This is a genomic window from Lentzea sp. NPDC004782 (assembly GCF_040609115.1).
Classification (GTDB): Bacteria; Actinomycetota; Actinomycetes; order Mycobacteriales; family Pseudonocardiaceae; genus Lentzea.
The window spans coordinates 205,130-227,739 of record NZ_JBEXJN010000002.1 but is presented as its reverse complement, the minus strand read 5'-3'; the positions used below and the strand labels follow the sequence as shown (position 1 = coordinate 227,739).

The 22,610-nt window shown below is 66.9% G+C and carries 36 protein-coding genes; 33 read left to right on the top strand and 3 right to left on the bottom strand.

Annotated features, from left to right (window positions below; genetic code table 11):
• Nucleotides 1-271 precede the first annotated feature (271 nt).
• The 33 genes from rpsJ (at nt 272) to truA (ending at nt 18,598) form a co-directional block, all read left to right on the top strand.
• Nucleotides 272-577, top strand: a complete 306-nt coding sequence (gene rpsJ, locus ABZV40_RS02810) for a 30S ribosomal protein S10 (RefSeq protein WP_003938093.1) — start codon at nt 272-274, stop codon at nt 575-577.
• A 27-nt stretch (nt 578-604) separates the two neighbouring features.
• Nucleotides 605-1,255, top strand: a complete 651-nt coding sequence (gene rplC / locus ABZV40_RS02805) for a 50S ribosomal protein L3 (RefSeq protein ID WP_109628779.1) — start codon at nt 605-607, stop codon at nt 1,253-1,255.
• Nucleotides 1,255-1,941: a 50S ribosomal protein L4 gene (gene rplD, locus ABZV40_RS02800; protein ID WP_355434710.1), complete on the top strand. Its 687-nt coding sequence runs from the start codon at nt 1,255-1,257 to the stop codon at nt 1,939-1,941. The genes rplC and rplD overlap by 1 nt, the downstream gene beginning before the upstream one ends.
• Nucleotides 1,938-2,237, top strand: a complete 300-nt coding sequence (rplW, locus tag ABZV40_RS02795; RefSeq protein WP_030473465.1) for a 50S ribosomal protein L23 — start codon at nt 1,938-1,940, stop codon at nt 2,235-2,237. Before rplD ends, rplW begins: the two co-directional genes overlap by 4 nt.
• A 19-nt stretch (nt 2,238-2,256) precedes the next feature.
• The gene (rplB, locus tag ABZV40_RS02790; protein WP_109628772.1) at nt 2,257-3,090 is read left to right on the top strand and encodes a 50S ribosomal protein L2; all 834 of its coding nucleotides are present in this window, start codon (nt 2,257-2,259) and stop codon (nt 3,088-3,090) included.
• 18 nt (nt 3,091-3,108) lie between these two features.
• Nucleotides 3,109-3,390, top strand: coding sequence for a 30S ribosomal protein S19 (gene rpsS, locus ABZV40_RS02785; protein ID WP_015105260.1), 282 nt, complete (start codon nt 3,109-3,111; stop codon nt 3,388-3,390).
• 34 nt (nt 3,391-3,424) lie between these two features.
• A complete protein-coding gene (gene rplV / locus ABZV40_RS02780) occupies nt 3,425-3,823 on the top strand; it encodes a 50S ribosomal protein L22 (RefSeq protein ID WP_355434706.1) in 399 nt (132 codons plus the stop codon).
• Nucleotides 3,823-4,653, top strand: coding sequence for a 30S ribosomal protein S3 (gene rpsC, locus ABZV40_RS02775; protein WP_355434702.1), 831 nt, complete (start codon nt 3,823-3,825; stop codon nt 4,651-4,653). Before rplV ends, rpsC begins: the two co-directional genes overlap by 1 nt.
• A gap of 3 nt (nt 4,654-4,656) precedes the next feature.
• Nucleotides 4,657-5,076 carry a 50S ribosomal protein L16 gene (rplP, locus tag ABZV40_RS02770; protein WP_030473461.1) on the top strand — a complete coding sequence of 140 codons (420 nt, stop codon included), beginning with the start codon at nt 4,657-4,659 and terminating at the stop codon, nt 5,074-5,076.
• On the top strand, nt 5,076-5,318 hold the full coding sequence (rpmC, locus tag ABZV40_RS02765; protein ID WP_030473460.1) for a 50S ribosomal protein L29: 243 nt from the start codon (nt 5,076-5,078) through the stop codon (nt 5,316-5,318). The genes rplP and rpmC overlap by 1 nt, the downstream gene beginning before the upstream one ends.
• Nucleotides 5,315-5,596, top strand: a complete 282-nt coding sequence (gene rpsQ / locus ABZV40_RS02760) for a 30S ribosomal protein S17 (protein WP_189259760.1) — start codon at nt 5,315-5,317, stop codon at nt 5,594-5,596. The genes rpmC and rpsQ overlap by 4 nt, the downstream gene beginning before the upstream one ends.
• 70 nt (nt 5,597-5,666) lie before the next feature.
• Nucleotides 5,667-6,035, top strand: coding sequence for a 50S ribosomal protein L14 (rplN, locus tag ABZV40_RS02755; protein ID WP_089949053.1), 369 nt, complete (start codon nt 5,667-5,669; stop codon nt 6,033-6,035).
• A 2-nt stretch (nt 6,036-6,037) separates the two neighbouring features.
• On the top strand, nt 6,038-6,352 hold the full coding sequence (gene rplX / locus ABZV40_RS02750; RefSeq protein WP_030473457.1) for a 50S ribosomal protein L24: 315 nt from the start codon (nt 6,038-6,040) through the stop codon (nt 6,350-6,352).
• A gap of 2 nt (nt 6,353-6,354) precedes the next feature.
• A complete protein-coding gene (gene rplE, locus ABZV40_RS02745; protein WP_355434697.1) occupies nt 6,355-6,918 on the top strand; it encodes a 50S ribosomal protein L5 in 564 nt (187 codons plus the stop codon).
• Nucleotides 6,919-6,922: 4 nt separating this feature from the next.
• Entirely contained in the window at nt 6,923-7,108 is a 186-nt protein-coding gene (locus ABZV40_RS02740) for a type Z 30S ribosomal protein S14 (protein WP_030473455.1), read from the top strand.
• 121 nt (nt 7,109-7,229) lie between these two features.
• Nucleotides 7,230-7,628 carry a 30S ribosomal protein S8 gene (gene rpsH, locus ABZV40_RS02735; RefSeq protein WP_204763286.1) on the top strand — a complete coding sequence of 133 codons (399 nt, stop codon included), beginning with the start codon at nt 7,230-7,232 and terminating at the stop codon, nt 7,626-7,628.
• A 12-nt stretch (nt 7,629-7,640) separates the two neighbouring features.
• The gene (gene rplF, locus ABZV40_RS02730) at nt 7,641-8,180 is read left to right on the top strand and encodes a 50S ribosomal protein L6 (protein ID WP_355434693.1); all 540 of its coding nucleotides are present in this window, start codon (nt 7,641-7,643) and stop codon (nt 8,178-8,180) included.
• Nucleotide 8,181: 1 nt separating this feature from the next.
• Entirely contained in the window at nt 8,182-8,583 is a 402-nt protein-coding gene (rplR, locus tag ABZV40_RS02725; protein ID WP_355434690.1) for a 50S ribosomal protein L18, read from the top strand.
• 34 nt (nt 8,584-8,617) lie between these two features.
• On the top strand, nt 8,618-9,226 hold the full coding sequence (gene rpsE, locus ABZV40_RS02720) for a 30S ribosomal protein S5 (protein ID WP_030473451.1): 609 nt from the start codon (nt 8,618-8,620) through the stop codon (nt 9,224-9,226).
• Nucleotides 9,227-9,228: 2 nt separating this feature from the next.
• Nucleotides 9,229-9,411: a 50S ribosomal protein L30 gene (rpmD, locus tag ABZV40_RS02715; protein WP_109628759.1), complete on the top strand. Its 183-nt coding sequence runs from the start codon at nt 9,229-9,231 to the stop codon at nt 9,409-9,411.
• Nucleotides 9,408-9,848 carry a 50S ribosomal protein L15 gene (gene rplO / locus ABZV40_RS02710; protein ID WP_355434687.1) on the top strand — a complete coding sequence of 147 codons (441 nt, stop codon included), beginning with the start codon at nt 9,408-9,410 and terminating at the stop codon, nt 9,846-9,848. Before rpmD ends, rplO begins: the two co-directional genes overlap by 4 nt.
• Nucleotides 9,849-10,254: 406 nt before the next feature.
• On the top strand, nt 10,255-11,565 hold the full coding sequence (secY, locus tag ABZV40_RS02705) for a preprotein translocase subunit SecY (RefSeq protein WP_355434684.1): 1,311 nt from the start codon (nt 10,255-10,257) through the stop codon (nt 11,563-11,565).
• Nucleotides 11,566-12,126: an adenylate kinase gene (locus ABZV40_RS02700; protein WP_355434682.1), complete on the top strand. Its 561-nt coding sequence runs from the start codon at nt 11,566-11,568 to the stop codon at nt 12,124-12,126.
• A 59-nt stretch (nt 12,127-12,185) separates the two neighbouring features.
• Entirely contained in the window at nt 12,186-12,962 is a 777-nt protein-coding gene (map, locus tag ABZV40_RS02695; protein WP_355434679.1) for a type I methionyl aminopeptidase, read from the top strand.
• 109 nt (nt 12,963-13,071) lie between these two features.
• Nucleotides 13,072-13,746 (top strand): hypothetical protein, encoded by a 675-nt coding sequence (locus ABZV40_RS02690; protein WP_355434676.1) that lies wholly within the window; start codon nt 13,072-13,074, stop codon nt 13,744-13,746.
• A 122-nt stretch (nt 13,747-13,868) separates the two neighbouring features.
• Nucleotides 13,869-14,090, top strand: a complete 222-nt coding sequence (gene infA / locus ABZV40_RS02685) for a translation initiation factor IF-1 (protein ID WP_005166804.1) — start codon at nt 13,869-13,871, stop codon at nt 14,088-14,090.
• A gap of 25 nt (nt 14,091-14,115) precedes the next feature.
• Complete coding sequence (gene rpmJ / locus ABZV40_RS02680) at nt 14,116-14,229, top strand: 50S ribosomal protein L36 (protein ID WP_010148647.1); 114 nt, start codon at nt 14,116-14,118, stop codon at nt 14,227-14,229.
• A gap of 219 nt (nt 14,230-14,448) precedes the next feature.
• The gene (gene rpsM / locus ABZV40_RS02675) at nt 14,449-14,829 is read left to right on the top strand and encodes a 30S ribosomal protein S13 (protein WP_086669041.1); all 381 of its coding nucleotides are present in this window, start codon (nt 14,449-14,451) and stop codon (nt 14,827-14,829) included.
• 37 nt (nt 14,830-14,866) lie between these two features.
• Nucleotides 14,867-15,274 carry a 30S ribosomal protein S11 gene (rpsK, locus tag ABZV40_RS02670; protein WP_030472036.1) on the top strand — a complete coding sequence of 136 codons (408 nt, stop codon included), beginning with the start codon at nt 14,867-14,869 and terminating at the stop codon, nt 15,272-15,274.
• A 23-nt stretch (nt 15,275-15,297) separates the two neighbouring features.
• Nucleotides 15,298-15,903 (top strand): 30S ribosomal protein S4, encoded by a 606-nt coding sequence (rpsD, locus tag ABZV40_RS02665; protein ID WP_355434671.1) that lies wholly within the window; start codon nt 15,298-15,300, stop codon nt 15,901-15,903.
• A 164-nt stretch (nt 15,904-16,067) separates the two neighbouring features.
• Nucleotides 16,068-17,126, top strand: a complete 1,059-nt coding sequence (locus ABZV40_RS02660) for a DNA-directed RNA polymerase subunit alpha (protein WP_030472034.1) — start codon at nt 16,068-16,070, stop codon at nt 17,124-17,126.
• Nucleotides 17,127-17,174: 48 nt separating this feature from the next.
• Entirely contained in the window at nt 17,175-17,747 is a 573-nt protein-coding gene (rplQ, locus tag ABZV40_RS02655; protein ID WP_355434668.1) for a 50S ribosomal protein L17, read from the top strand.
• Between the two features lie 59 nt (nt 17,748-17,806).
• Nucleotides 17,807-18,598 (top strand): tRNA pseudouridine(38-40) synthase TruA, encoded by a 792-nt coding sequence (gene truA, locus ABZV40_RS02650; RefSeq protein ID WP_355434665.1) that lies wholly within the window; start codon nt 17,807-17,809, stop codon nt 18,596-18,598.
• Nucleotides 18,599-18,680: 82 nt separating this feature from the next.
• On the opposite strand, the gene ABZV40_RS02645 is transcribed toward truA, so the two are convergent.
• The 3 genes from ABZV40_RS02645 to eccE all read right to left on the bottom strand — a co-directional run bounded on the left by ABZV40_RS02645 (nt 18,681) and on the right by eccE (nt 22,547).
• Nucleotides 18,681-20,243: a S8 family serine peptidase gene (locus tag ABZV40_RS02645; RefSeq protein WP_355434662.1), complete on the bottom strand. Its 1,563-nt coding sequence runs from the start codon at nt 20,241-20,243 to the stop codon at nt 18,681-18,683.
• A gap of 220 nt (nt 20,244-20,463) precedes the next feature.
• Nucleotides 20,464-21,189: a hypothetical protein gene (locus ABZV40_RS02640; RefSeq protein ID WP_355434659.1), complete on the bottom strand. Its 726-nt coding sequence runs from the start codon at nt 21,187-21,189 to the stop codon at nt 20,464-20,466.
• Nucleotides 21,186-22,547, bottom strand: coding sequence for a type VII secretion protein EccE (eccE, locus tag ABZV40_RS02635; RefSeq protein WP_355434656.1), 1,362 nt, complete (start codon nt 22,545-22,547; stop codon nt 21,186-21,188). The genes ABZV40_RS02640 and eccE overlap by 4 nt, the downstream gene beginning before the upstream one ends.
• Nucleotides 22,548-22,610 lie beyond the last annotated feature (63 nt).

Sequence of the window (22,610 nt, the reverse complement as noted above, 5' to 3'; positions counted from 1 at the left end):
GTGTCCGAGCCCTTCGACCGAGCGTCCGCGCCCTGTTAGTGAACGCCTCCTTGCGGAGATGGGCATCAGGGTGCATGGGCTGTGGTAGGCCCAATCCCACCGGGGAGACCTTGAGTGGGACCGGTATGCGCACCGGGCGCGACACGCCCGACCGCGTGGACCGGGCACCATGACACTTCAACAGGGGCGGAGCGCGCCAAGAGGCTGTAACAGGCCTCATCCGAGGCACCGCACCGCAGCGGTACGAGAAGCAGAGGAACGGCAAGCCATCATGGCGGGACAAAAGATCCGCATCCGGCTCAAGGCCTACGACCACGAAGCGATCGACGCGTCTGCGCGCAAGATCGTGGAGACCGTGACGCGCACCGGCGCTCGGGTCGTCGGGCCGGTGCCGCTGCCCACCGAGAAGAACGTGTACTGCGTCATCCGCTCGCCGCACAAGTACAAGGACTCGCGCGAGCACTTCGAGATGCGCACGCACAAGCGACTGATCGACATCCTCGACCCGACGCCGAAGACGGTGGACGCGCTCATGCGCATCGACCTGCCGGCCAGCGTCGACGTCAACATCCAGTAAGCGTTGGGCGCGGAGAGTAACGGACCAATGTCTGACAGGCAGATCAAGGGCATCCTGGGCACCAAGCTCGGCATGACTCAGGTCTTCGACGAGAACAACCGGGTCGTCCCGGTGACCGTCGTGAAGGCCGAGCCGAATGTCGTCACCCAGGTTCGCACCGAGGAGAAGGACGGCTACACGGCCATCCAGCTGGCGACCGGCGCGATTGACCCGCGCAAGGTCAACAAGCCCGTCGCGGGCCACTTCGCCAAGGCCGGGGTCACGCCCCGTCGCCACCTGGTGGAGCTGCGCACGGTCGACGCCAGCGAGTACGAGGTCGGCCAGGAGATCACCGCTGAGGTGTTCGAGGCCGGCGCTGTTGTCGACATCACCGGCACCAGCAAGGGCAAGGGCACCGCGGGTGTCATGAAGCGCCACAACTTCCGGGGCCTCGGCTCCAGCCACGGCACCCAGCGCAAGCACCGCTCGCCGGGTTCCATCGGTGGCTGCGCCACCCCGGGTCGCGTCTTCAAGGGTCTGCGCATGGCCGGCCGCATGGGCCACGTGCGCGTCACGACCCAGAACCTGAAGGTGCACAAGATCGACGTGGAGAACGGCCTGCTGCTCATCAAGGGCGCCGTTCCCGGTCCCAAGGGCGGTCTGGTGTTCGTCAAGACGGCCGCGAAGGGTGGTGCCTGATGTCGACGGTTGAGATCCGTACGCCGGACGGCAAGTCCGCCGGCACGGTCGAGCTTCCCGCCGCCGTGTTCGACGCGCAGGCGAACGTCGCGCTGCTGCACCAGGTCGTCGTGGCTCAGCAAGCCGCCGCGCGCCAGGGCACGCACGCCACGAAGACCCGCGGCGACGTCTCCGGTGGTGGCAAGAAGCCGTACCGCCAGAAGGGCACCGGTCGCGCCCGCCAGGGTTCGACGCGTGCTCCGCAGTTCGCCGGCGGTGGCACCGTCCACGGCCCGCAGCCGCGCGACTACTCGCAGCGGACGCCCAAGAAGATGAAGGCCGCCGCGCTGCGTGGCGCCCTCTCCGACCGGGCTCGCGCCAACCAGGTGCACGTCGTGTCCGGCCTGGTGGACGGGGACACCCCGTCGACCAAGACCGCGCGCAAGGTCCTGGAGTCGGTCACCCAGGCTCGTCGCGTTCTCGTGGTGCTCAACCGCACCGACGAGGTCGCGTGGGTCAGCGTGCGCAACCTGCCGCACGTGCACGTGATCGCGCCCGACCAGCTCAACACCTACGACGTGCTCGTCAACGACGACGTGGTGTTCACCAAGGACTCGCTCGACGTGTTCCTCGCCAGCAAGGCCCAGTCGGGCTCTGGCTCGGCCGAGGCCACGGCGGTCGTGGTGGACGAGGAGGCCTCGAAGTGATCCCCGACCACAGGGACATCTTGCTCGCCCCGGTGATCTCCGAGAAGTCCTACGGACTGCTCGAGGAGAACAAGTACACCTTCCTGGTGGCGCCGGGTTCGAACAAGACCCAGATCAAGATCGCCGTGGAGAAGGTCTTCGGCGTGAAGGTCGTCAGCGTCAACACCATCAACCGGCAGGGCAAGCGCAAGCGCACCCGCACCGGGTTCGGCAAGCGCAAGGACACGAAGCGCGCGATCGTGACTCTGTCCTCGGACAGCAAGCCGATCGAGATCTTCGGCGGCCCTGCCGCCTGATGACGAGGACTGCGTAGAGATGGGCATTCGCAAGTACAAGCCGACGACCCCCGGTCGTCGCGGTGCGAGCGTCTCCGACTTCGCCGAGATCACTCGGTCGACGCCGGAGAAGTCGCTGATCCGCCCGCTGCACGGCCGTGGTGGCCGCAACGCGTCGGGCAAGATCACCACGCGGCACAAGGGTGGCGGTCACAAGCGGGCGTACCGCTTGATCGACTTCCGTCGCAACGACAAGGACGGCGTGCCGGCCAAGGTCGCTCACATCGAGTACGACCCCAACCGCACCGCGCGCATCGCGCTTCTGCACTACGCGGACGGCGAGAAGCGCTACATCGTCGCACCGGAGAAGCTGAAGCAGGGCGACACGGTTGAGAACGGCCCCAAGGCCGACATCAAGCCGGGCAACAACCTGCCGCTGCGCAACATCCCGGTCGGCACCGTGATCCACGCGATCGAGCTCCGCCCCGGTGGCGGCGCCAAGATCGCCCGCTCGGCGGGCGCCTCGGTGCAGCTCGTGGCGAAGGACGGCCCGTACGCCCAGCTGCGGATGCCTTCGGGCGAAATCCGCAACGTGGACGTCCGCTGCCGCGCCACGATCGGCGAGGTCGGCAACTCCGAGCACCAGAACATCAACTGGGGCAAGGCCGGCCGCATGCGGTGGAAGGGCAAGAAGCCCACCGTGCGTGGTGTCGCCATGAACCCCGTTGACCACCCGCACGGTGGTGGTGAGGGCAAGACCTCCGGTGGTCGCCACCCGGTCAACCCGGCTGGTAAGCCCGAGGGTCGTACCCGCCGCCGCAAGCCAAGCGACAAGCTCATCGTCCGGCGTCGTCGCACCGGTAAGAAGCGCTGAGCAGGGAGGGAGTGAAGGATGCCTCGCAGCCTTAAGAAGGGCCCCTTCGTGGACGACCACCTGCTCAAGAAGGTGGACGTTCTCAACGAGTCGGGCAAGAAGACCGTCATCAAGACGTGGTCCCGCCGGTCCACGATCATCCCGGACATGCTGGGCCACACCATCGCGGTGCACGACGGCCGTAAGCACGTCCCGGTGTTCGTGACCGAGGCCATGGTCGGGCACAAGCTGGGCGAGTTCGCCCCGACCCGCACCTTCAAGGGCCACATCAAGGACGACCGGAAGTCTCGTCGCCGCTAGGCGTCGAACTGAGAAGAGCAAGGGAAAAGCAGCGATGAACGCCCGTAAGGACGCTGAGGCGCAGGAGTTTCCGCGCGCCGTGGCTCGGGCTCGCTACGTCCGCGACACCCCCATGAAGGTCCGTCGCGTCGTCGAGCTCATCAAGGGTCGTAACGCCAGCGAGGCCCTGGCCGTGCTCCAGTTCGCGCCCCAGGCCGCCTCTGAGCCGGTCGCGAAGGTGCTCGCCAGCGCCATGGCCAACGCCGAGAACAACCTGTCCCTGGACCCCGCCACCCTGTGGGTGTCGGCGGCCTACGTGGACGAGGGTCCGACCCTCAAGCGTTTCCGCCCGCGTGCCCAGGGCCGCGCGTACCGGATCCGCAAGCGGACGAGCCACATCACGATCGAGGTGGAGTCTCGTCCGAAGAAGACCAGCGCGAAGGGAACCCGGTAGTGGGCCAGAAGATCAACCCGCACGGCTTCCGGCTGGGGATCACCACCGACTGGAAGTCCCGCTGGTACGCCGACAAGCAGTACGCCGAGTACGTGGCCGAGGACGTCAAGATCCGTCGGCTGCTCTCGCGCGGCATGGAGCGTGCCGGTATCTCCAAGGTGGAGATCGAGCGCACCCGTGACCGGGTTCGCGTCGACATCCACACCGCCCGGCCGGGCATCGTCATCGGCCGTCGCGGTGCCGAGGCGGACCGCATCCGCGGTGAGCTGGAGAAGCTCACCAAGAAGCAGGTCCAGCTGAACATCCTCGAGGTCAAGAGCCCCGAGTCGGACGCGCAGCTCGTGGCACAGGGTGTCGCCGAGCAGCTGTCCAACCGCGTTGCCTTCCGCCGCGCGATGCGCAAGGCCATTCAGTCGGCCATGCGTTCGCCGCAGGTCAAGGGCATCCGCGTGCAGTGCGGCGGTCGCCTGGGCGGCGCCGAGATGTCCCGCTCGGAGCACTACCGCGACGGCCGCGTGCCGCTGCACACGCTCCGCGCCGACATCGACTACGGCTTCTTCGAGGCCCGCACCACCTTCGGCCGCATCGGCGTCAAGGTGTGGATCTACAAGGGTGACGTGGTCGGTGGCATCTCCGCCAAGCGCGAGCGCGACGCGGCCCCCTCGCAGGCCGACCGCGCCCCGCGCCGCGACCGCGGCGAGCGTCCGAACCGGGCCCGTCGCTCGGGTGCCAGCGGCACCACCGCGACGAGCACCGAGGCCGGTCGTGCCGCAGCTGACGCCAACGCGTCCGCCGAGGCCCCGGCTGCTGCAGAGAAGACGGAGAGCTGAGTCATGCTCATCCCGCGCAGGGTCAAGCACCGCAAGCAGCACCACCCCAAGCGGTCGGGTGCTGCCAAGGGCGGCACGAAGGTCACCTTCGGTGAGTACGGCATCCAGGCTCTGGAGCCGGCCTACGTGACGAACCGGCAGATCGAGTCCGCTCGTATCGCCATCACTCGCCACATCCGCCGTGGCGGCAAGGTCTGGATCAACATCTTCCCGGACCGTCCGCTCACGAAGAAGCCGGCCGAGACCCGCATGGGTTCCGGTAAGGGTTCGCCGGAGTGGTGGGTGGCCAACGTCAAGCCGGGTCGCGTCCTCTTCGAGATGGCCTTCCCGAACGAGCAGGTTGCTCGCGAGGCGCTCCGCCGCGCGATCCACAAGCTCCCGATGAAGTGCCGCATCGTTACGCGTGAGGGTGGTGAGTTCTGATGGCAGCGGGTACCACCGCTTCCGAGCTGCGTGAGCTCACCGAGGAAGAGCTCGTGCTGCGTCTGAAGGAGTCGAAGGAAGAGCTCTTCAACCTTCGCTTCCAGATGGCCACGGGCCAGCTCGACAACAACCGGCGGCTGCGCACGGTCCGGCACGACATCGCCCGGATCTACACCGTGATGCGGGAGCGGGAGCTCGGCCTCTCCGCTTCGCCGGAATCCACTGGTGAGGGTGCGGCATGACCGACAGCAACGAAGTTCAGACCGAGAAGCGCAACGACCGCAAGGTCCGCGAGGGCCTCGTCGTGTCCGACAAGATGGACAAGACGATCGTGGTTGCGCTGGAAGACCGCAAGAAGCACCCGCGTTACTCCAAGGTCATGCGCTCCACCACCAAGGTGAAGGCGCACGACGAGGAGAACACGGCGGGCGTGGGCGACCGCGTCCTGCTGATGGAGACCCGTCCGCTGTCGGCCACCAAGCGCTGGCGGCTGGTCGAGGTCCTCGAGAAGGCCAAGTAAGTCCTTTCTAGACAGACCGAGCCCGTCGGGTCGGAAATCCGGCGGGCCAGGAATGGTCAGGAGCAAGTAAGTGATTCAGCAGGAGTCGCGGCTTCGTGTCGCCGACAACACTGGTGCGAAGGAGATCCTTTGCATCCGTGTTCTCGGTGGCTCCGGCCGCCGCTACGCGGGCATCGGCGACATCATCGTCGCGACCGTCAAGGACGCGATCCCCGGTGCCGGCGTGAAGAAGGGTGACGTCGTCAAGGCGGTCGTCGTCCGCACGGTGAAGGAGCGTCGTCGTCCCGACGGTTCCTACATCCGCTTCGACGAGAACGCCGCTGTGCTCATCAAGAACGACAACGAGCCGCGCGGCACCCGCATCTTCGGCCCGGTCGGCCGTGAGCTGCGCGACAAGAAGTTCATGAAGATCATCTCGCTGGCTCCGGAGGTGCTCTGACCATGAAGGTGAAGAAGGGCGACACGGTCGTCGTCATCGCCGGCAAGGACAAGGGCGCGAAGGGCAAGGTCATCCAGGCCTACCCGGAGACCGGCAAGGTCCTGGTCGAGGGCGTCAACCGGATCAAGAAGCACACCCGGATCACGCAGACCCAGCGCGGCGCGCAGTCCGGTGGCATCGTGACCCAGGAAGCCCCGATCAACGTCTCCAACGTGATGGTGGTCGACTCGGACGGCAAGCCGACCCGGGTTGGTTACCGTACGAACGACGAGGGCAAGCGGGTCCGCATTTCCCGTCGTAACGGGAAGGACATCTGAGCATGACTACCGCAGAGAAGATCGTGCCGCGGCTCAAGACGCGCTACCGCGCCGAGATCACCGGCGAGCTGCAGAAGCAGTTCAACTACGCCAACGTGATGCAGATCCCCGGCGTCGTGAAGGTCGTCGTCAACATGGGTGTCGGCGACGCCGCCCGTGACGGCAAGCTGATCGAGGGTGCCGTCAAGGACCTCTCGATCATCACCGGTCAGCGTCCCGAGGTTCGTCGGGCCCGCAAGTCCATCGCGCAGTTCAAGCTGCGCGAGGGCATGCCGATCGGCGCGCGCGTCACGCTGCGCGGCGACCGCATGTGGGAGTTCCTGGACCGCCTGCTGACGATCGCGCTGCCCCGTATCCGCGACTTCCGCGGCCTCTCGGGCAAGCAGTTCGACGGCAACGGCAACTACACGTTCGGTCTGAACGAGCAGTCGATGTTCCACGAGATCGACCCCGACTCGATCGACCGTCCCCGCGGCATGGACATCACCGTCGTCACCACCGCCACGAACGACGAGGAGGGCCGGGCGCTGCTGAAGCACCTGGGCTTCCCGTTCAAGGAGAACTGAGTCGATGGCCAAGAAGGCGTTGATCAACAAGGCCGCGAAGAAGCCGAAGTTCAAGGTCCGGGGCTACACCCGGTGCCAGCGTTGCGGCCGCCCCCACGCGGTGTTCCGCAAGTTCGGCCTCTGCCGGATCTGCCTGCGCGAGATGGCTCACCGCGGTGAGCTGCCTGGCGTGAGCAAGTCCAGCTGGTAAGTCCAGTTTCATTTACTTCGCTGTAGGCCCGCACACGACCGTCCTGTCCCTCCCCCCCCGGGGAGGGCAGGTCTGGACCCTGAGCCGGTGAACCGCAGCGAGAAAGGTTGACCAGGTCACCATGACGATGACCGACCCGATCGCAGACATGCTCACTCGTCTGCGCAACGCGAACTCGGCTTACCACGACAAGGTCGTGATGCCGCACTCGAAGTTGAAGGCCAACATCGCCGAGATCCTCAAGCGCGAGGGCTACATCGCCTCGTACCGCGACGAGGAGGGCGAGGTCGCGAAGAACCTCGTCGTCGAGCTGAAGTACGGCCCGAACCGGGAGCGCAGCATCGCGGGCCTCCGCCGCGTGTCGAAGCCGGGCCTGCGCGTGTACGCGAAGTCCACCAGCCTGCCCCGAGTTCTGGGTGGCCTCGGTGTGGCGATCATTTCGACCTCTGGTGGTCTCATGACCGACCGCCAGGCCAACAAGGCAGGCGTGGGCGGAGAAGTCCTCGCCTACGTTTGGTAAGGGGGAGTAGACATGTCGCGCATCGGTAAGCAGCCGATCATTGTCCCCTCCGGGGTCGACGTGAACATCGCCGGCCAGGACGTCAGCGTGAAGGGCCCCAAGGGCACCCTGACCCTGACGCTCGCTGAGCCGATCAGCCTGGAGAAGGCCGAGGACGGCACTCTCGAGGTCAAGCGCCCGAACGACGAGCGCCGCGTCCGCGCGCTCCACGGCCTGTCGCGCACGCTGGTGCACAACATGGTCGTCGGTGTGACCCAGGGTTACGAAAAGAAGATGGAGATCCACGGCGTCGGTTACCGCGTCGCGCTCAAGGGCTCTGAGCTCGAGTTCGCGCTCGGTTACTCGCACCCGGTGAAGGTCGAGGCCCCCGCGGGCATCACCTTCGCGGTGGAGACCCCGACCCGCTTCTCCGTCTCCGGTATCGACAAGCAGCTCGTCGGTGAGGTCGCCGCCAACATCCGCAAGCTGCGCAAGCCCGACCCGTACAAGGGCAAGGGCGTGCGGTACTCGGGCGAGAAGATCCGCCGCAAGGTCGGAAAGACGGGTAAGTGACATGAGCGAGTCGACTGTTACGAAGCGCAAGCCGGTGGGCAAGGACATCTCCACCAGGCGTCGTGTTGCCAAGGCCCGTCGCCACTTCCGCCTCCGCAAGAAGGTCAGCGGCACCGCCGAGCGTCCGCGCCTGGTCGTGCACCGGTCGTCGAAGCACATCACCGTGCAGATCATCGACGACCTGAAGGGCCACACGCTGGCGTCCGCTTCCTCCATGGAGGCCGACGTGCGTGCGCTGGAAGGCGACAAGAAGGCCCGTGCGGCCAAGGTCGGCCAGCTGGCCGCGGCCCGTGCCAAGGACGCCGGCATCACGGCGGTCGTGTTCGACCGCGGTGGCAACGCGTACCACGGCCGGATCGCTGCTCTGGCGGATGCCGCCCGCGAGGCGGGGCTGGAGTTCTGACAATGATGATCACTGGAATTGAGAGGGACGCCTGATGCCAGGACGTACGCGTCGCGAAGGCGGCGGGGGCGAGCGCGGAGAGCGCCGCGACCGTCGTGACGGCGGCCGCGGCGGCGCGGCCCAGGAGAAGACCCCCCACCTCGAGCGCGTGGTTGCGATCAACCGCGTCTCCAAGGTGGTCAAGGGTGGTCGTCGCTTCAGCTTCACCGCGCTTGTGGTTGTCGGTGACGGCGACGGCATGGTCGGCGTCGGCTACGGCAAGGCCAAGGAAGTTCCCGCGGCCATCGCCAAGGGTGTCGAGGAGGCGAAGAAGAACTTCTTCCGCGTGCCTCGCATCGCCGGCACCATCCCCCACCCGGTCCAGGGTGAGAAGGCCGCTGGTGTGGTTCTGCTGCGTCCGGCCTCGGCCGGTACCGGTGTCATCGCGGGTGGCGCTGTCCGCGCCGTCCTCGAGTGCGCCGGCGTGCACGACGTGCTGTCGAAGTCGCTCGGCTCCGACAACGCGATCAACATCGTGCACGCGACCGTGGCGGCCCTCAAGGGCCTGCAGCGTCCCGAAGAGGTCGCGGCCCGTCGTGGCCTGCCCCTCGAGGACGTCGCTCCCGCCGGCATGATCCGCGCTCGCGCGGGCCAGGGGGTCTGACCATGGCTCTCAAGATCACCCAGGTGAAGAGCACCATCGGCACGAAGCACAACCACCGCGAGTCGATGCGCACCCTCGGGCTGCGCAAGATCCGTCAGTCGGTCGTGCGTGAGGACACCCCCCAGGTCCGCGGCTTGATCCACGCCGTGCGCCACCTGGTGGTTGTTGAGGAGGTCCAGTCGTGACCATCAAGATTCACGACCTGCGTCCGGCCCCTGGTGCCAAGACCGCCAAGACCCGCGTCGGTCGTGGTGAGGGCTCCAAGGGCAAGACCGCCGGCCGCGGTACGAAGGGCACGGGCGCTCGCAAGAACGTCTCGCCGCGCTTCGAAGGTGGCCAGATGCCGCTGCACATGCGGCTGCCGAAGCTCAAGGGCTTCCGCAACCCGTTCCGCACCGAGTACCAGGTTGTCAACGTCGGTGACATCGCGGCCTCCTTCCCCGAGGGTGGCTCCGTGGACGTCGCCGCGCTGATCCTGGCCGGCCTGGTCCGCAAGGGGCAGCCGGTCAAGGTCCTGGGCGACGGTGAGGTTTCGGTCAAGCTGGACGTCGTGGCGAACAAGTTCTCGAAGTCCGCTGTGGACAAGCTGGCTGCTGCCGGTGGCACCACCACCGTGCTGTAGTTCTGCGTTGTGTTGAAGGGCCCTGGGGCGTTGCCTCGGGGCCCTTCGGCGTTGTTCGGGTGTGCCCTCACCGCGGCCCCGGCCGGCGTGCTCCTGGCCGGTTCTGCGGGTAGCTGAACTTTTGCGGGAACACCCAGGCGGGTGCAAACGTTCGCGTGCGGCGAAATCGCTGCTTGTAGCATGGATTCGCCCAGTTCGCTGACCCGTACGGCCTAGTCGGGTGGCGAGAGATCAACCGGTTTGAACCTGTGATTGGCCACTGGGTACGGGCTGGTCGCGGGGGGCTGTTAGTGTTGCGGGCTGAACCCGGATGTCCTCCGGGTTGCTTGGTCGTGGCTGCCTGCTGCGGCCTGCCAACTACCGCATGTGCCGGTCCCTGGGGGTCGGCAACGCTCAGGAGGTTCGCGTGCTCGGCGCATTCCGCTCGGCTCTCGCGACGCCGGATCTACGCAAGAAGATCCTCTTCACGCTCGGGATCATCATTGTGTACCGGCTTGGTGCGACCATGCCCGCGCCGGGCGTGTCCTTCAAGAACGTCAAGGCGTGTGCCGACCAGCTTGAGGGCCAGAACATCTACTCGCTGATCAACCTGTTCAGCGGTGGTGCGCTGCTGCACCTGTCCGTGTTCGCGCTGGGCATCATGCCCTACATCACCGCGAGCATCATCATTCAGCTGCTCACCGTGGTGATTCCGCGGTTCGAGCAGTTGAAGAAGGAAGGGCAGGCCGGGCAGGGCAAGCTGACGCAGTACACGCGGTACCTGACCATCGGGCTCGCGATCCTGCAGTCGACCGGTCTGGTGGCGCTGGCGGTGCGCGGGCAGCTGTTCGGCGAGTGCGACCAGGACGTCATTCCTGGCAAGAACAGCATCTTCACCCTCATCGTGCTGGTCATCACCATGACCGCCGGTACCTCGGTCATCATGTGGCTGGGCGAGCTGATCACCGAGAAGGGCATCGGCAACGGCATGTCGTTGCTGATCTTCACCGGTATCGCCGCCCGCATCCCGACCGAGGGCAAGAACATCCTCGACAAGAACGGTGTCGTCTTCGCGCTCGTTCTCGTCGCGGCACTCGTCATCATCGCGAGCGTCATCTACGTCGAGCAGGCCCAGCGCCGCATCCCGGTGCAGTACGCCAAGCGCATGATCGGCCGCCGCATGTACGGCGGTACGTCGACGTACCTTCCTCTCAAGGTGAACCAGGCCGGCGTCATCCCGGTCATCTTCGCCTCGTCGCTGCTCTACCTGCCGGACCTGATCGTCCGCCTCACCCAGGGGGCGTCCTCCAGCCCGAACTGGTTCTCGACGTTCGTCCAGACGTACCTGGTCAAGCAGTCGAGCTGGGTGCACATCAGCGTCTACTTCCTGCTGATCGTCTTCTTCACGTACTTCTACGTCGGCATCACGTTCAACCCGGACGAGCGTGCGGACGAGATGAAGAAGTTCGGTGGCTTCATCCCCGGCATCCGTCCTGGTCGTCCGACCGCCGAGTACCTCAAGTTCGTGTTGGGCCGCATCACGCTGCCCGGCTCGCTCTACCTCGGCATCGTGGCGATCCTGCCGAACCTGTTCCTGGACCTCACTGGTGACAACCAGAACCAGAACTTCCCGTTCGGCGGCACCGCGGTTCTGATCATGGTCGGTGTCGGTCTCGACACCGTGAAGCAGATCGAGAGCCAGCTCATGCAGCGCAATTACGAAGGGTTCCTCCGCTAGATGCGACTCGTTCTCGTTGGCCCGCCCGGTGCGGGCAAGGGCACCCAGGCTGAGGTTCTGAGCCGCAAGCTCGGCGTGCCGCACATCTCGACGGGCGACCTCTTCCGGTCACACATCAGCAACCAGACCGAGCTCGGGCTCGAGGTGCAGAGCATCCTCGACGAGGGCGCACTGGTGCCGGACTCCATCACGAACGAGATGGTGCGCAAGCGCCTGGCCGAGTCGGATGCGGACCACGGGTTCCTGCTCGACGGGTTCCCGCGCAACGTGGCGCAGGCCGACAAGCTCGGCGAGTTCCTGGCCGTCGGCGGCCACGAGCTCGACGCGGTGCTCGAGTTCCGGGTCGACGAGGACGTCGTGGTGGAGCGGCTGCTCGCGCGTGGGCGCACGGACGACAAGGAAGACGTCATCCGGCACCGGCAGCAGGTGTACCGCAACGAGACCGCGCCGCTGCTCGACTACTACGCGGAGAAGGTCATCTCCATCGACGCGGTCGGGGAGATCGACGAGATCAGCGAGCGGGCTCTCGCGGCGCTGAACTCGCTGCGCGACGAGAAGTGACAGGTGGATTGCTTGACCGGCTCCGCTCTGCTGTTTCGAGTTTCTCCGGCAGTGAACGCATGATCGAGATCAAGACCCGCGGCCAGCTGGAGGCGATGCGCGCCTCCGGCCTGGTCGTGGCGCGCGCCCTCAAGAACGTGGTCGACGCGGTGAAGCCCGGGATTTCCACGTGGGAGCTCGACGAGATCGCCGAGCAGACCATCCGCGACGCGGGCGCCATTCCGTCGTTCAAGGGTTACCACGGGTTCCCGGCGAGCATCTGCGCGTCGGTGAACGACCAGATCGTCCACGGCATCCCCAGCCGCACGCAGGTGCTGGCCGAGGGTGACCTGATCTCGATCGACTGCGGTGCGATCCTCGACGGCTGGCACGGCGACTCGGCCGTCACGGTCGGCTGCGGTGAGCTCTCGCCGGCCGACCACAAGCTGTCCGAGGCCACCAGGCTCTCGATGCTCGCGGGCATCGAGGCGGCGGTGCCCGGTGGACGGCTCACGGACATCTCGTTCGCCATCGAGTCCTCGGCCATCGAGTCGGGGGAGCGCGACGGCATCGAGTACGGGATCGTCGCGGACTACGGCGGCCACGGCATCGGCACCAAGATGCACATGGACCCGTTCCTGCCGAACTACGGCAAGCCCGGCAAGGGGCCGAAGCTCAAGGTCGGCATGGCCATCGCGATCGAGCCGATGCTCACGCTCGGCACGGACGACTCCCAGGAGCTGGAGGACGGCTGGACCGTCATCACGCTCGACGGCACCCGTGCGGCGCACTGGGAGCACAGCGTCGCGATCACCGAGGACGGCCCGTGGGTGCTCACCGCACCTGAAGAGCAGTAGTCCTCGAAGCTTGGACTTAGCCCCGTTCGCCGTGAGGTGAGCGGGGCTATTTCGCTTGTCAAGCCGGATATGGTCGGGGTGACGAGCGAGTCCAATGCTTGGGGGCATTGTGGGGGTAACCCGTTTCGTCCTGTTCGCCCTTCTGATTTCCGCTTCAGGCTGCGCTGCTGCCAAGCCGGCCACCGACTACACCTACCAGGACGTCCCGCCGGAGAAGATCGCCGACCGGATCTTCCTGGCCGACACCATCGCCGAGGTCGAGCACTGCGAGCCGCCGTTCGGCGACGTGCGGGTTCTTCGACCGAACTTCGTCAGTCCGCCGACACCGGTCGACGGCGGCTGTGGAGGGCAGGCCCGAGCGGCTGCCGGGCAGGAGTACATCGAGGCCGTGAGCCGCATCACGGCGTTGCACGACACCGTCGTCCACGAGTGGGACGTGGCGCTGAAATCCGGGCCTGAGGCCGCGTACACGCGGTCGGTCTCGGTGATGTTGCTGCACTGCCTCGACCGTGCGGGGTTCACCCAGCGCGGGCCCGGCGATCCGAGCCTGGAGAGCTACGGCGTCGGATCCGGCGACCTCGCGCTCGACAACGCGGCTCAGAGGTGCTCCGACGAGACCGGCTACGGCAGCTCCGTCGCAGCTCAGCGGGTGCGCACGCTCAAGTCCGTGCTCGGCAGGCACGAGTCGGAGATCAACGAGATCGGCAAGCTCAGGCTCGTGCTGGCGAGGTACGCCCGGCCGGGTGACGGTCCCGACAGGGCCCGATTTGGGTTGCCGGAGTGAACTGCGTACACTGGTCAGGTGGCGCATCCGTCGCGCCGGTTCAGTCATGCCCTCCGAGGTGAGATCGAGCCGGGCTGGAACGCGTCCGAAGGTTATTACCACCGTCACGAAACGCGGAGGACATGGGCAAGAAGGACGGGGCCATTGAGGTCGAGGGCCGCGTAGTCGAACCGCTTCCCAACGCGATGTTCCGCGTCGAGTTGGAGAACGGTCACAAGGTGCTCGCACACATCAGCGGCAAGATGCGACAGCACTACATCCGCATCCTCCCTGAGGACCGGGTTGTCGTGGAGCTCTCGCCCTACGACCTGTCCCGCGGGCGCATCGTCTACCGCTACAAGTGACCTCCAATAGCAGGAGATCTCAGGCGTGAAGGTCCAGCCGAGCGTCAAGAAGATCTGCGACAAGTGCAAGGTGATCCGCCGTCACGGCCGGGTCATGGTGATCTGCGAGAACCTGCGCCACAAGCAGCGCCAGGGCTGAGCAGTCCCACCACGCGCTCGTCGAGATCTTCGATGACGCAGTAACGAGAAACTCCTCGCACCTGCCGCACGCAGGGCTTCAAGCGTGCGGACACCCCCGGATTCCAGGCCGGGGCCGGGACACCGGCTGTGAGAGCAGCCGGAAAACGACACAGCGAGTCAGTCACCGGAACTGGGCGAGGAGCAGACCTGGAAGTAATCGACAGGAGTTAACCGCCACATGGCACGACTCGCTGGCGTCGACCTCCCCCGCGAGAAGCGGATGGAGATCGCGCTCACCTACATCTTCGGCATCGGTCGTACGCGCTCCAAGGAGCTGCTCGCCGCCACCCAGATCTCCCCCGACCTCCGGGTCAAGGATCTGACGGACGACGACCTCGCCAAGCTGCGGGACCACATCGAGACGAACTACAAGGTCGAGGGTGACCTTCGCCGTGAGGTCGCGGCCGACATCCGTCGCAAGATGGAGATCGGTTGCTACGAGGGTCTTCGGCACCGTCGCGGCCTGCCCGTTCGCGGTCAGCGCACGAAGACGAACGCCCGCACCCGCAAGGGTCCGAAGAAGACCGTGGCCGGCAAGAAGAAGGCCGGCAAGAAGTAAGACCTCGCGTCTACTGCCCTCAACTTAGGAGCTCGTTTTGCCACCGAAGTCCCGTCAGGGCGCCGGGGTCAAGAAGATCCGGCGCAAGGAAAAGAAGAACGTCTCGCACGGCCAGGCGCACATCAAGAGCACGTTCAACAACACCATCGTGTCGATCACCGACCCGATGGGCAACGTGATCAGCTGGGCGTCCGCCGGCCACGTGGGTTTCAAGGGCTCGCGCAAGTCCACGCCGTTCGCGGCGCAGATGGCCGCCGAGAACGCCGCCCGCAAGGCCGCCGAGCACGGCATGCGCAAGGTGGACGTGTTCGTCAAGGGTCCCGGCTCCGGCCGTGAGACCGCGATCCGTTCGCTGCAGGCCGCCGGTCTCGAGGTCGGCACCATCCAGGACGTGACCCCGCAGCCCCACAACGGCTGCCGCCCGCCCAAGCGGCGCCGGGTCTGAGGCACGGGGAGGAGTAAGCACAAATGGCTCGTTACACGGGACCTGCGACGCGTATCTCGCGCCGCCTGAAGGTCGACCTCGTTGGTGGGGACCAGGCGTTCGAGCGCCGTCCGTACCCGCCCGGCCAGCACGGCCGCGGCCGGGTCAAGGAGTCCGAGTACCTGCTGCAGCTCCAGGAGAAGCAGAAGGCTCGCTACACCTACGGCGTGCTCGAGAAGCAGTTCGTCCGCTACTACAAGGAAGCGGTTCGTCGCCCGGGCAAGACCGGTGAGAACCTGCTCCAGATCCTCGAGGCCCGCCTCGACAACGTGGTGTACCGCGCGGGCCTCGCCCGCACGCGTCGCCAGGCTCGCCAGCTGGTCAGCCACGGGCACTTCCTGGTCAACGGCCAGAAGGTGAACATCCCGAGCTACCAGGTGTCGAAGTTCGACATCATCGACGTGAAGCCGAAGTCCATGCCGACGCTGCCCTTCGAGGCCGCTCGCGCGTCCTTCGGTGACCGCCCGATCCCGGCTTGGCTGCAGGTCGTTCCGTCGAACCTGCGCATCCTCGTGCACCAGCTGCCCGAGCGCGCGCAGATCGACACGCCTGTCACCGAGCAGCTCATCGTCGAGCTCTACTCGAAGTGATCCTCTCCGAGCGGCCGTCTAGCAGTGTTTGATCATTTGGTGGGCGGTCGCTCGGGTCGGGTCCCGCATCGGCGCGAAGGGTGTGCCGAGTGCGTTTGCCGGTCTCCGCACCGGCGTCGTGACGGCGTCAAATAGCGGGCGTCGTTGTAGAAAGGTTGAACCCAGTGCTGATTTCCCAGCGCCCCTCGCTCGGCGAGGAAGCGGTCTCCGAGACCCGTTCCCGGTTCGTCATCGAACCGCTGGAGCCGGGCTTCGGTTACACGCTCGGCAACTCGATCCGCCGCACGCTGCTCTCGTCGATCCCCGGTGCTGCTGTCACGAGCATCCGCATCGACGGCGTGCTGCACGAGTTCACCACGGTTCCCGGGGTGAAGGAGGACGTCACCGACGTCATCCTGAACCTGAAGGAGCTCGTCGTCTCGTCCGAGGAGGACGAGCCGGTGACCATGTACCTGCGCAAGCAGGGCCCCGGTGTGGTGACCGCGGGCGACATCGTGCCTCCGGCCGGTGTCACCGTGCACAACCCCGACCTGCACATCGCGACCCTGAACGGCAAGGGCAAGCTGGAGATCGAGCTCGTCGTCGAGCGCGGTCGCGGCTACGTCCCCGCGGTTCAGAACAAGCAGGCCGGTGCCGAGATCGGCCGCATCCCGGTCGACTCGATCTACTCGCCGGTTCTCAAGGTGACGTACAAGGTCGAGGCGACTCGTGTCGAGCAGCGCACGGACTTCGACAAGCTGATCCTCGACGTGGAGACCAAGCCCTCGATCACTCCGAGGGACGCGGTTGCCTCCGCGGGTAAGACCCTGGTTGAGCTGTTCGGCCTCGCTCGCGAGCTGAACATCGACGCCGAGGGCATCGAGATCGGCCCGTCGCCGGCCGAGGCCGACACCATCGCCGCGTTCGCGATGCCTATCGAGGACCTGGACCTCACGGTCCGTTCCTACAACTGCTTGAAGCGGGAAGGCATCCACACCGTCGGCGAGCTCGTGTCGCGCAGCGAGGCGGACCTGCTGGACATCCGCAACTTCGGTGCGAAGTCGATCGACGAGGTCAAGATGAAGCTCGTCGGCCTCGGCCTCGCCCTGAAGGACTCGCCTCCTGGGTTCGACCCGTCCGCCGCCGCGTCGGACTACCACCCCGGTGACACGGGCTGGGGTGCCGGTGCCGGCCTGGACCCGCACGACGACGGCCAGGACTACGCGGAGACCGAGCAGCTCTGACGCTCTGATTCAGAGCTAGAGGATCTCTTTCAGTTACAGGAGTAAGCGATGCCCACCCCTACCAAGGGCCCCCGGCTCGGTGGGTCTCCGGCGCACGAGCGGCTGCTGCTCGCCAACCTGGCGACGGCGCTGTTCCAGCACGGCCGGATCAAGACCACTGAGGCGAAGGCGAAGCGGCTGCGTCCGTACGCCGAGAAGCTGATCAGCAAGGCCAAGGTCGGCGACCTGCACAACCGTCGCGAGATCATGAAGGTGATCCGCGACAAGGACGTCGTGCACAAGCTGATCGCCGAGATCGGTCCGTTCTTCAACGACCGTTCCGGTGGCTACACCCGCATCACCAAGACGCTGGCGCGCAAGGGCGACAACGCCCCCATGGCCATCATCGAGCTGGTGCAGCAGAAGCTCGTCTCCACCGAGGCCGAGGCTGCGCGCAAGACCAAGTTCGCCAAGGACGAGAAGCCGGCCGTGGCCGAGGTCGTCGACCAGGACGCCGAGGCGCCCGAGTCCGCGACCGCCGACGCCGCCGACGAGCCCGCTGAGGGCGCTGTCGAGGTCGACGGCGAGCCGTCGGCCGAGGACGTCGCGGCGGAAGAGGCTGCTGAGAAGGACAAGTCCTGAGCAGTACGTCTGCTGACGAGCCCGTCGTTCCCGCTTCTGGGGACGGCGGGCTCGTTCGTGTGCGGTTCGACCTGGGGTACGACGGGACCGAGTTCTCCGGGTGGGCCCGTCAGCCTTCGCGTCGCACGGTGTGCGGGGTGCTTGAGGACACCCTGTCGATGGTGCTGCGCGAGGACGTCGTGCTGACCGTGGCCGGGCGCACCGATGCCGGGGTGCACGCTTCCGGGCAGGTCGCTCACGCCGATCTGCCGTCCACTGTGGACGTTGACGGGCTGCCCAAGCGGCTGGCCCGGGCGTTGCCGACGGACGTGCGGGTGTTCTCGGCTCGGGTGGTGCCGGCTGCCTTCGACGCGCGGTTCTCGGCGTTGCGGCGGCACTACGAGTACCGGGTATCGGATGCTGTGTTCGGGGCGCATCCGTTGCGGCGGCTGGACACCCTGGCCTGGCCTCGGCCGCTGGACGTTTCGGCCATGAATGCCGCGGCCGAGTTGTTGTTGGGGGAGCACGACTTCTGTGCGTTCTGCAAGCGGCGGGACGGGGCTACGACCATTCGCGAGCTGCAGCGGCTTGAGCTGGTCCGGTCTGCTGCTGACGGTGTGATCACCGCGTTCGTGTCTGCTGATGCGTTCTGCCACTCCATGGTTCGGTCGCTCATCGGGGCGCTGCTGGCCGTCGGGGAAGGGCGTAAGGGCGTCGAGTGGCCCTCGTCGTTGTTGACGCTCTCTGGCCGGGCCAGCGGGGTCACCGTGGCTCCTGCCCACGGGCTGTGCTTGGTTCGAGTCGATTTTCCTGGGGATTCCGAGTTGGCGGCTCGCGCTGAGGCCACTCGGAAGGTTCGAACCCTCTCCTGACTTCGCCTTCGCCCTCCCGGAAAGGGAGGAGCCCCCGGCGGGGGGACCGGGGGCTCCGAGGGGTGGGATGGTTGTCCGTGGGCTAGATGTCCAGGGTCCACGAGTCCAGGTAGCCGGTGTCCTGGCGGTAGTAGTCGTGGATGCGGAGTTTCCAGGTGCCGTTTGCGTCCTCGGTGGAGACGTTCACGTTGTAGGTGGCGTTGATGTCGTCTGCGCTGTCGCTGCCGTTGGGGACCTTCAGCATTTTGACGGCGCCTGAGGGGGTGATCAGGGCCAGTTCCAGGTCGCCTCGGTAGGTGTGCTTGATGGCCACCTTCACGGTGCCTGTGGCGCTTGCTTTGCCGTTGCAGTCGGCGATCGTGACGGACGAGGTCACGGTGTCGGCGTCTGGGATGGCGGTGCGGGTGTTGTTCGTGACGGCCGGGCACTGGCCCGGTGGGTTGCCAGGGGCGGTGCCGGTGATGTGCAGGAGCTTGTTCGGGGAGCCGGTGCCCGGGTTGGTGACCACGTCGGAGGTGGCGTTGTTGACGAGGGCGTCGCGGACCTCTTGCGGGGTTGCCGTCGGGGACGAGCCGAGGTAGACCGCTGCCGCGCCCACCACGTGGGGCGTGGCCATTGAGGTGCCGCTGATGGTGTTGGTGGCGTTGTCGTCGGTCAGCCAGGCGCTGGTGATGTCGCGGCCGGGGGCGAAGATGTCCAGGCAGGTGCCGATGTTCGAGTAGGACGAGCGGGCGTCGGTGCGGTCGGTCGAGCCGACGGTGATGGCTTCCGGGGTGCGGGCCGGGGAGGTGTTGCAGGCGTTCCCGCCGCTGTCGTTGCCCGCGGCCAGGCCGTAGGTCACGCCTGCCGCGATGGAACGCTTCACGGCCGCGTCCACGGTGTCGTTGGCGCCGCCGCCCAGGGACATGTTGGCCACCGCGGGCTTGTTGGCCGGGTTGGTGGTGACCTGGTCGGTCACCCAGTCGATGCCGGCGATGACGCCTGCGAAGGTGCCGGAGCCGCTGCAGTTCAGGACTCGGACGCCCACCAGTTTCACGTCCTTGGCGACGCCGTACTTCGTGCCGCCGACGGTGCCGGAGACGTGCGTGCCGTGGCCGTTGCAGTCGGTGGCGTCGTCGTCGTTGTCCACGGTGTCGCGGCCGGAGACGGCACGGCCGCCGAAGTCGCTGTGGGAGAAGCGGATGCCCGTGTCGATGATGTAGGCGGTGACGCCTGCGCCTCGGTTCGGGTAGGTGTAGCTGTTGTCCAGCGGGAGAGCGCTCTGGTCGATGCGGTCCAGGCCCCACGACGGGGTCGGGGACTGCGTGTCGGTGAGGTGGACTTCGCCGTCCTGCTCGACGTAGGCGACGGACGGGTCTGCTGCCAGGCGCTTGGCCTGGGTTTCGGACATCTGCGCGGAGAAGCCGTGCAGCGCGGACTTGTAGGTGTGCGTCACCTTTGCGCTGTACTTGGCGCTGAGGTTCTCCACACTGCTCGCGCTGATGTCCTTCAGCACGACGATGTAGTTGTCCTTGATCGCGTTCGACGCACCGAGGTTACGAATCTCCCCCTCGGGCGCAGCGGTGGCGGAGACGGACGACAGGACGAGCGCGGTGCTCGCCACCAGTCCGATCCCTGCCGCTCGTCTGACCCACGATTCACCCATAGCAGCGTGCTCCCTCGTCGAAGGATCGTGCAGGTGAGAGTTTTCTTAGTGGCGTAGACGGATTTCGCACAAGAAGGTCCACGAAAGTACCTTCGTATGGCGAATCAACAGATTTGCGGGTCCTGTGAATTAGTTGGTTCCGCTGAGCTATGGACAACGCAATTGCGCCCCGAACGGTTCACCGTTCGGGGCGCAAGTTTCGTCTATTTCGCCGAGCGTCTCAATCGCCGCGACGGACTGCGCCGAGGATCTGCTGTTCGGCCGGGGTGGTGTACAGGCGCAGGTGTGCCCACATGTCCTGGCCCATCGCGATCACCTGGTCGTCCTTCAGCTGGGTCAGCTGCTGGAACATCTGCGGGCGCAGGCGCCACATCTGGCCCGCCAGCTGGGCCTGGCCCATCGGGAGGCGTTGCAGCAGCACGAGATCCGCGTTGTTCGCCGTGGACGAGGCCTGCGGGTGCAGGTACGGCAGCACGTACATCGTGGTCTGCCACGGTGCGCGCGGCGGGAACAGCTCCTGCGGGACGTGGCCGCCGTCGTGGATCACGAGCAACGGCATGTCCTCGGTCGGGCGCGGCAGGTCCGCCGGTGAGAGGCGGCGCAGCTGCACCAGCTGAGACGGGCGGCCGTCCGGGCCCTGGCCCGCTGCGCGCACGACCGGCTGCCAGGCCTGGGGGCGGCCCGTGGCGATGATGATCCACGCGCCGGTGGCCATGGCCCTCAACGCGATCTGGCGGGCCAGGTACAGGCCGCCGACGACCACCATGCGGGTCGGGGTGGGGCGCAGCACGGACACGGTGAGCGGTTCGCCCTTGGTGCCCTGGCCGAGCATCATGCCGCCGCGGTCGCCGCTCGGGCTGACCAGGTCGAGCATGTTCGGCGACACCAGGAACTCCGGTGCCACCGAGCCGCGGCCACGCGAGTCGAGCAGACGGGACGAGCTCATGCCACACCTCCCAGCGGCAGCGTCGCGGCCAGGCCGGCGAGCTGCATGCCCCGCAACGGGGTCAGCGTGATGTCGAGTTTGTCGCCGAGCTTCGACAACTGGTCCTCCGCGCGGTCGAGCTCGCTCGGCGTGCGGGCGCTCACCCGGACCAGGCCGCGCAGCGAGACCTGACCGTCCTCACGGGACGGTGAGATCGACATCGCCAGGGTGGAGGACAGCGCGCGCACGCCCGTGAGCGCGTTCAGGTTGCCCTTCAAGCCCTTCGACGGCCAGCCGGTGATCGCGTAGCTCGCGTGACCGACGCCACCCGCGGTGACGCCCGACCACTTTTCGCGCAGCGACACGGGGTTCGTGTTGCCGACGGCGGCGGTGAGCTCGGCGGACGAGATCGCCGCGCGCAGCAGTTCGTCCGAGTCGAGCGGGCGGATCGTGACGCCCGCGGACTCCAAGGCGTTGCGGACGCGGGACAACGCCCCGATCAACGCGCGGTGCGCGCCGACGACGCCGCCGCCGCGCTCCCGGATCGCCTCGCCGCAGCGGCGCGGGTCGAGCCGCACCGTGATCCACGTGGTGCGCCGGGCGGCCGCGGGCAGCGGGCCGAGCACCTCCATGTACGAGCTGATCGCGGGCGAGTTCGGCGGGAGCGCCGCGCTGCCGGGGTAGCAGTGCCAGATCACGGTGATCGCGTCGAGGACGACACCGCGGTCCTCCAGGCACGGCGCCAGCGCACCCAGCGGCAGCGACGGTGCGGTGCCGACGGCGGAGATCAGCGGCGGGGTCGGGTCGACCAGCAGCACGGCCGTCCACACGCCGTCGTGCCACGACAGCGCGAGCGGGCGGCGTTCGTGGTCGACGCCCTTCGCGATCACCAGGTCCGGGATCGCGAGGCGCAGCAGCGCGACGCGCGGGTCCTCCGGGCCGAGCACCTGCATCTCGTCGTCACCGGGCTTGGACTCCTGCGGCTCGACGCGCTTCGCGGTGCGGCTGTGCGAGCGGAAGTTGTAGCGGAGCCGGACACCGATCCACTGGGTCAGCCAACGACCACGCGATCGGGTGAACGCGAGGATCAGTGCGATGAGAAGCACACCGCCGGCGATCGACACCGCCACGACGTTGAGGGCGCCGCCGGAGGTCTTCACGCCCATGAGGGTGAGAACGAGGAGCGCGATGGCGAGACCGATCTCGATCGTGACTACGTTCGAGACGGGCAGAGAGCCGAGGCTGACTCCGGCACCTCTGCGCCGGACACGCCCGACGGGACGCGGAGGCACAGGTGCCTGCTGGCCAGGAACACCAGGTCCCTGCGGCCGTGCCATCCCTGGGTTCGGCCGGGGCGGATGTGGAGTGGTCACGGACATCCGTTGTGGTCTCTTTCCCCTCGATGGTCGGTGGGCTTGGCGAACCGGCCCACGGAGCAACCT

Excerpts from the sequence above, each read along its gene's own strand:
- rpsJ (WP_003938093.1), top strand. The coding sequence starts at position 272 with ATGGCGGGACAAAAGATCCGCATCCGGCTCAAGGCCTACGACCACGAA.
- rplC (WP_109628779.1), top strand. The coding sequence starts at position 605 with ATGTCTGACAGGCAGATCAAGGGCATCCTGGGCACCAAGCTCGGCATG.
- rplD (WP_355434710.1), top strand. The coding sequence starts at position 1,255 with ATGTCGACGGTTGAGATCCGTACGCCGGACGGCAAGTCCGCCGGCACG.
- rplB (WP_109628772.1), top strand. The coding sequence starts at position 2,257 with ATGGGCATTCGCAAGTACAAGCCGACGACCCCCGGTCGTCGCGGTGCG.
- rpsS (WP_015105260.1), top strand. The coding sequence starts at position 3,109 with ATGCCTCGCAGCCTTAAGAAGGGCCCCTTCGTGGACGACCACCTGCTC.
- rplV (WP_355434706.1), top strand. The coding sequence starts at position 3,425 with ATGAACGCCCGTAAGGACGCTGAGGCGCAGGAGTTTCCGCGCGCCGTG.
- rplP (WP_030473461.1), top strand. The coding sequence starts at position 4,657 with ATGCTCATCCCGCGCAGGGTCAAGCACCGCAAGCAGCACCACCCCAAG.
- rpmC (WP_030473460.1), top strand. The coding sequence starts at position 5,076 with ATGGCAGCGGGTACCACCGCTTCCGAGCTGCGTGAGCTCACCGAGGAA.
- rpsQ (WP_189259760.1), top strand. The coding sequence starts at position 5,315 with ATGACCGACAGCAACGAAGTTCAGACCGAGAAGCGCAACGACCGCAAG.
- rplX (WP_030473457.1), top strand. The coding sequence starts at position 6,038 with ATGAAGGTGAAGAAGGGCGACACGGTCGTCGTCATCGCCGGCAAGGAC.
- rplE (WP_355434697.1), top strand. The coding sequence starts at position 6,355 with ATGACTACCGCAGAGAAGATCGTGCCGCGGCTCAAGACGCGCTACCGC.
- ABZV40_RS02740 (WP_030473455.1), top strand. The coding sequence starts at position 6,923 with ATGGCCAAGAAGGCGTTGATCAACAAGGCCGCGAAGAAGCCGAAGTTC.
- rpsH (WP_204763286.1), top strand. The coding sequence starts at position 7,230 with ATGACGATGACCGACCCGATCGCAGACATGCTCACTCGTCTGCGCAAC.
- rplF (WP_355434693.1), top strand. The coding sequence starts at position 7,641 with ATGTCGCGCATCGGTAAGCAGCCGATCATTGTCCCCTCCGGGGTCGAC.
- rplR (WP_355434690.1), top strand. The coding sequence starts at position 8,182 with ATGAGCGAGTCGACTGTTACGAAGCGCAAGCCGGTGGGCAAGGACATC.
- rpsE (WP_030473451.1), top strand. The coding sequence starts at position 8,618 with ATGCCAGGACGTACGCGTCGCGAAGGCGGCGGGGGCGAGCGCGGAGAG.
- rpmD (WP_109628759.1), top strand. The coding sequence starts at position 9,229 with ATGGCTCTCAAGATCACCCAGGTGAAGAGCACCATCGGCACGAAGCAC.
- ABZV40_RS02700 (WP_355434682.1), top strand. The coding sequence starts at position 11,566 with ATGCGACTCGTTCTCGTTGGCCCGCCCGGTGCGGGCAAGGGCACCCAG.
- map (WP_355434679.1), top strand. The coding sequence starts at position 12,186 with ATGATCGAGATCAAGACCCGCGGCCAGCTGGAGGCGATGCGCGCCTCC.
- infA (WP_005166804.1), top strand. The coding sequence starts at position 13,869 with ATGGGCAAGAAGGACGGGGCCATTGAGGTCGAGGGCCGCGTAGTCGAA.
- rpsM (WP_086669041.1), top strand. The coding sequence starts at position 14,449 with ATGGCACGACTCGCTGGCGTCGACCTCCCCCGCGAGAAGCGGATGGAG.
- rpsD (WP_355434671.1), top strand. The coding sequence starts at position 15,298 with ATGGCTCGTTACACGGGACCTGCGACGCGTATCTCGCGCCGCCTGAAG.
- rplQ (WP_355434668.1), top strand. The coding sequence starts at position 17,175 with ATGCCCACCCCTACCAAGGGCCCCCGGCTCGGTGGGTCTCCGGCGCAC.
- ABZV40_RS02645 (WP_355434662.1), bottom strand. The coding sequence starts at position 20,243 with ATGGGTGAATCGTGGGTCAGACGAGCGGCAGGGATCGGACTGGTGGCG.
- ABZV40_RS02640 (WP_355434659.1), bottom strand. The coding sequence starts at position 21,189 with ATGAGCTCGTCCCGTCTGCTCGACTCGCGTGGCCGCGGCTCGGTGGCA.
- eccE (WP_355434656.1), bottom strand. The coding sequence starts at position 22,547 with ATGTCCGTGACCACTCCACATCCGCCCCGGCCGAACCCAGGGATGGCA.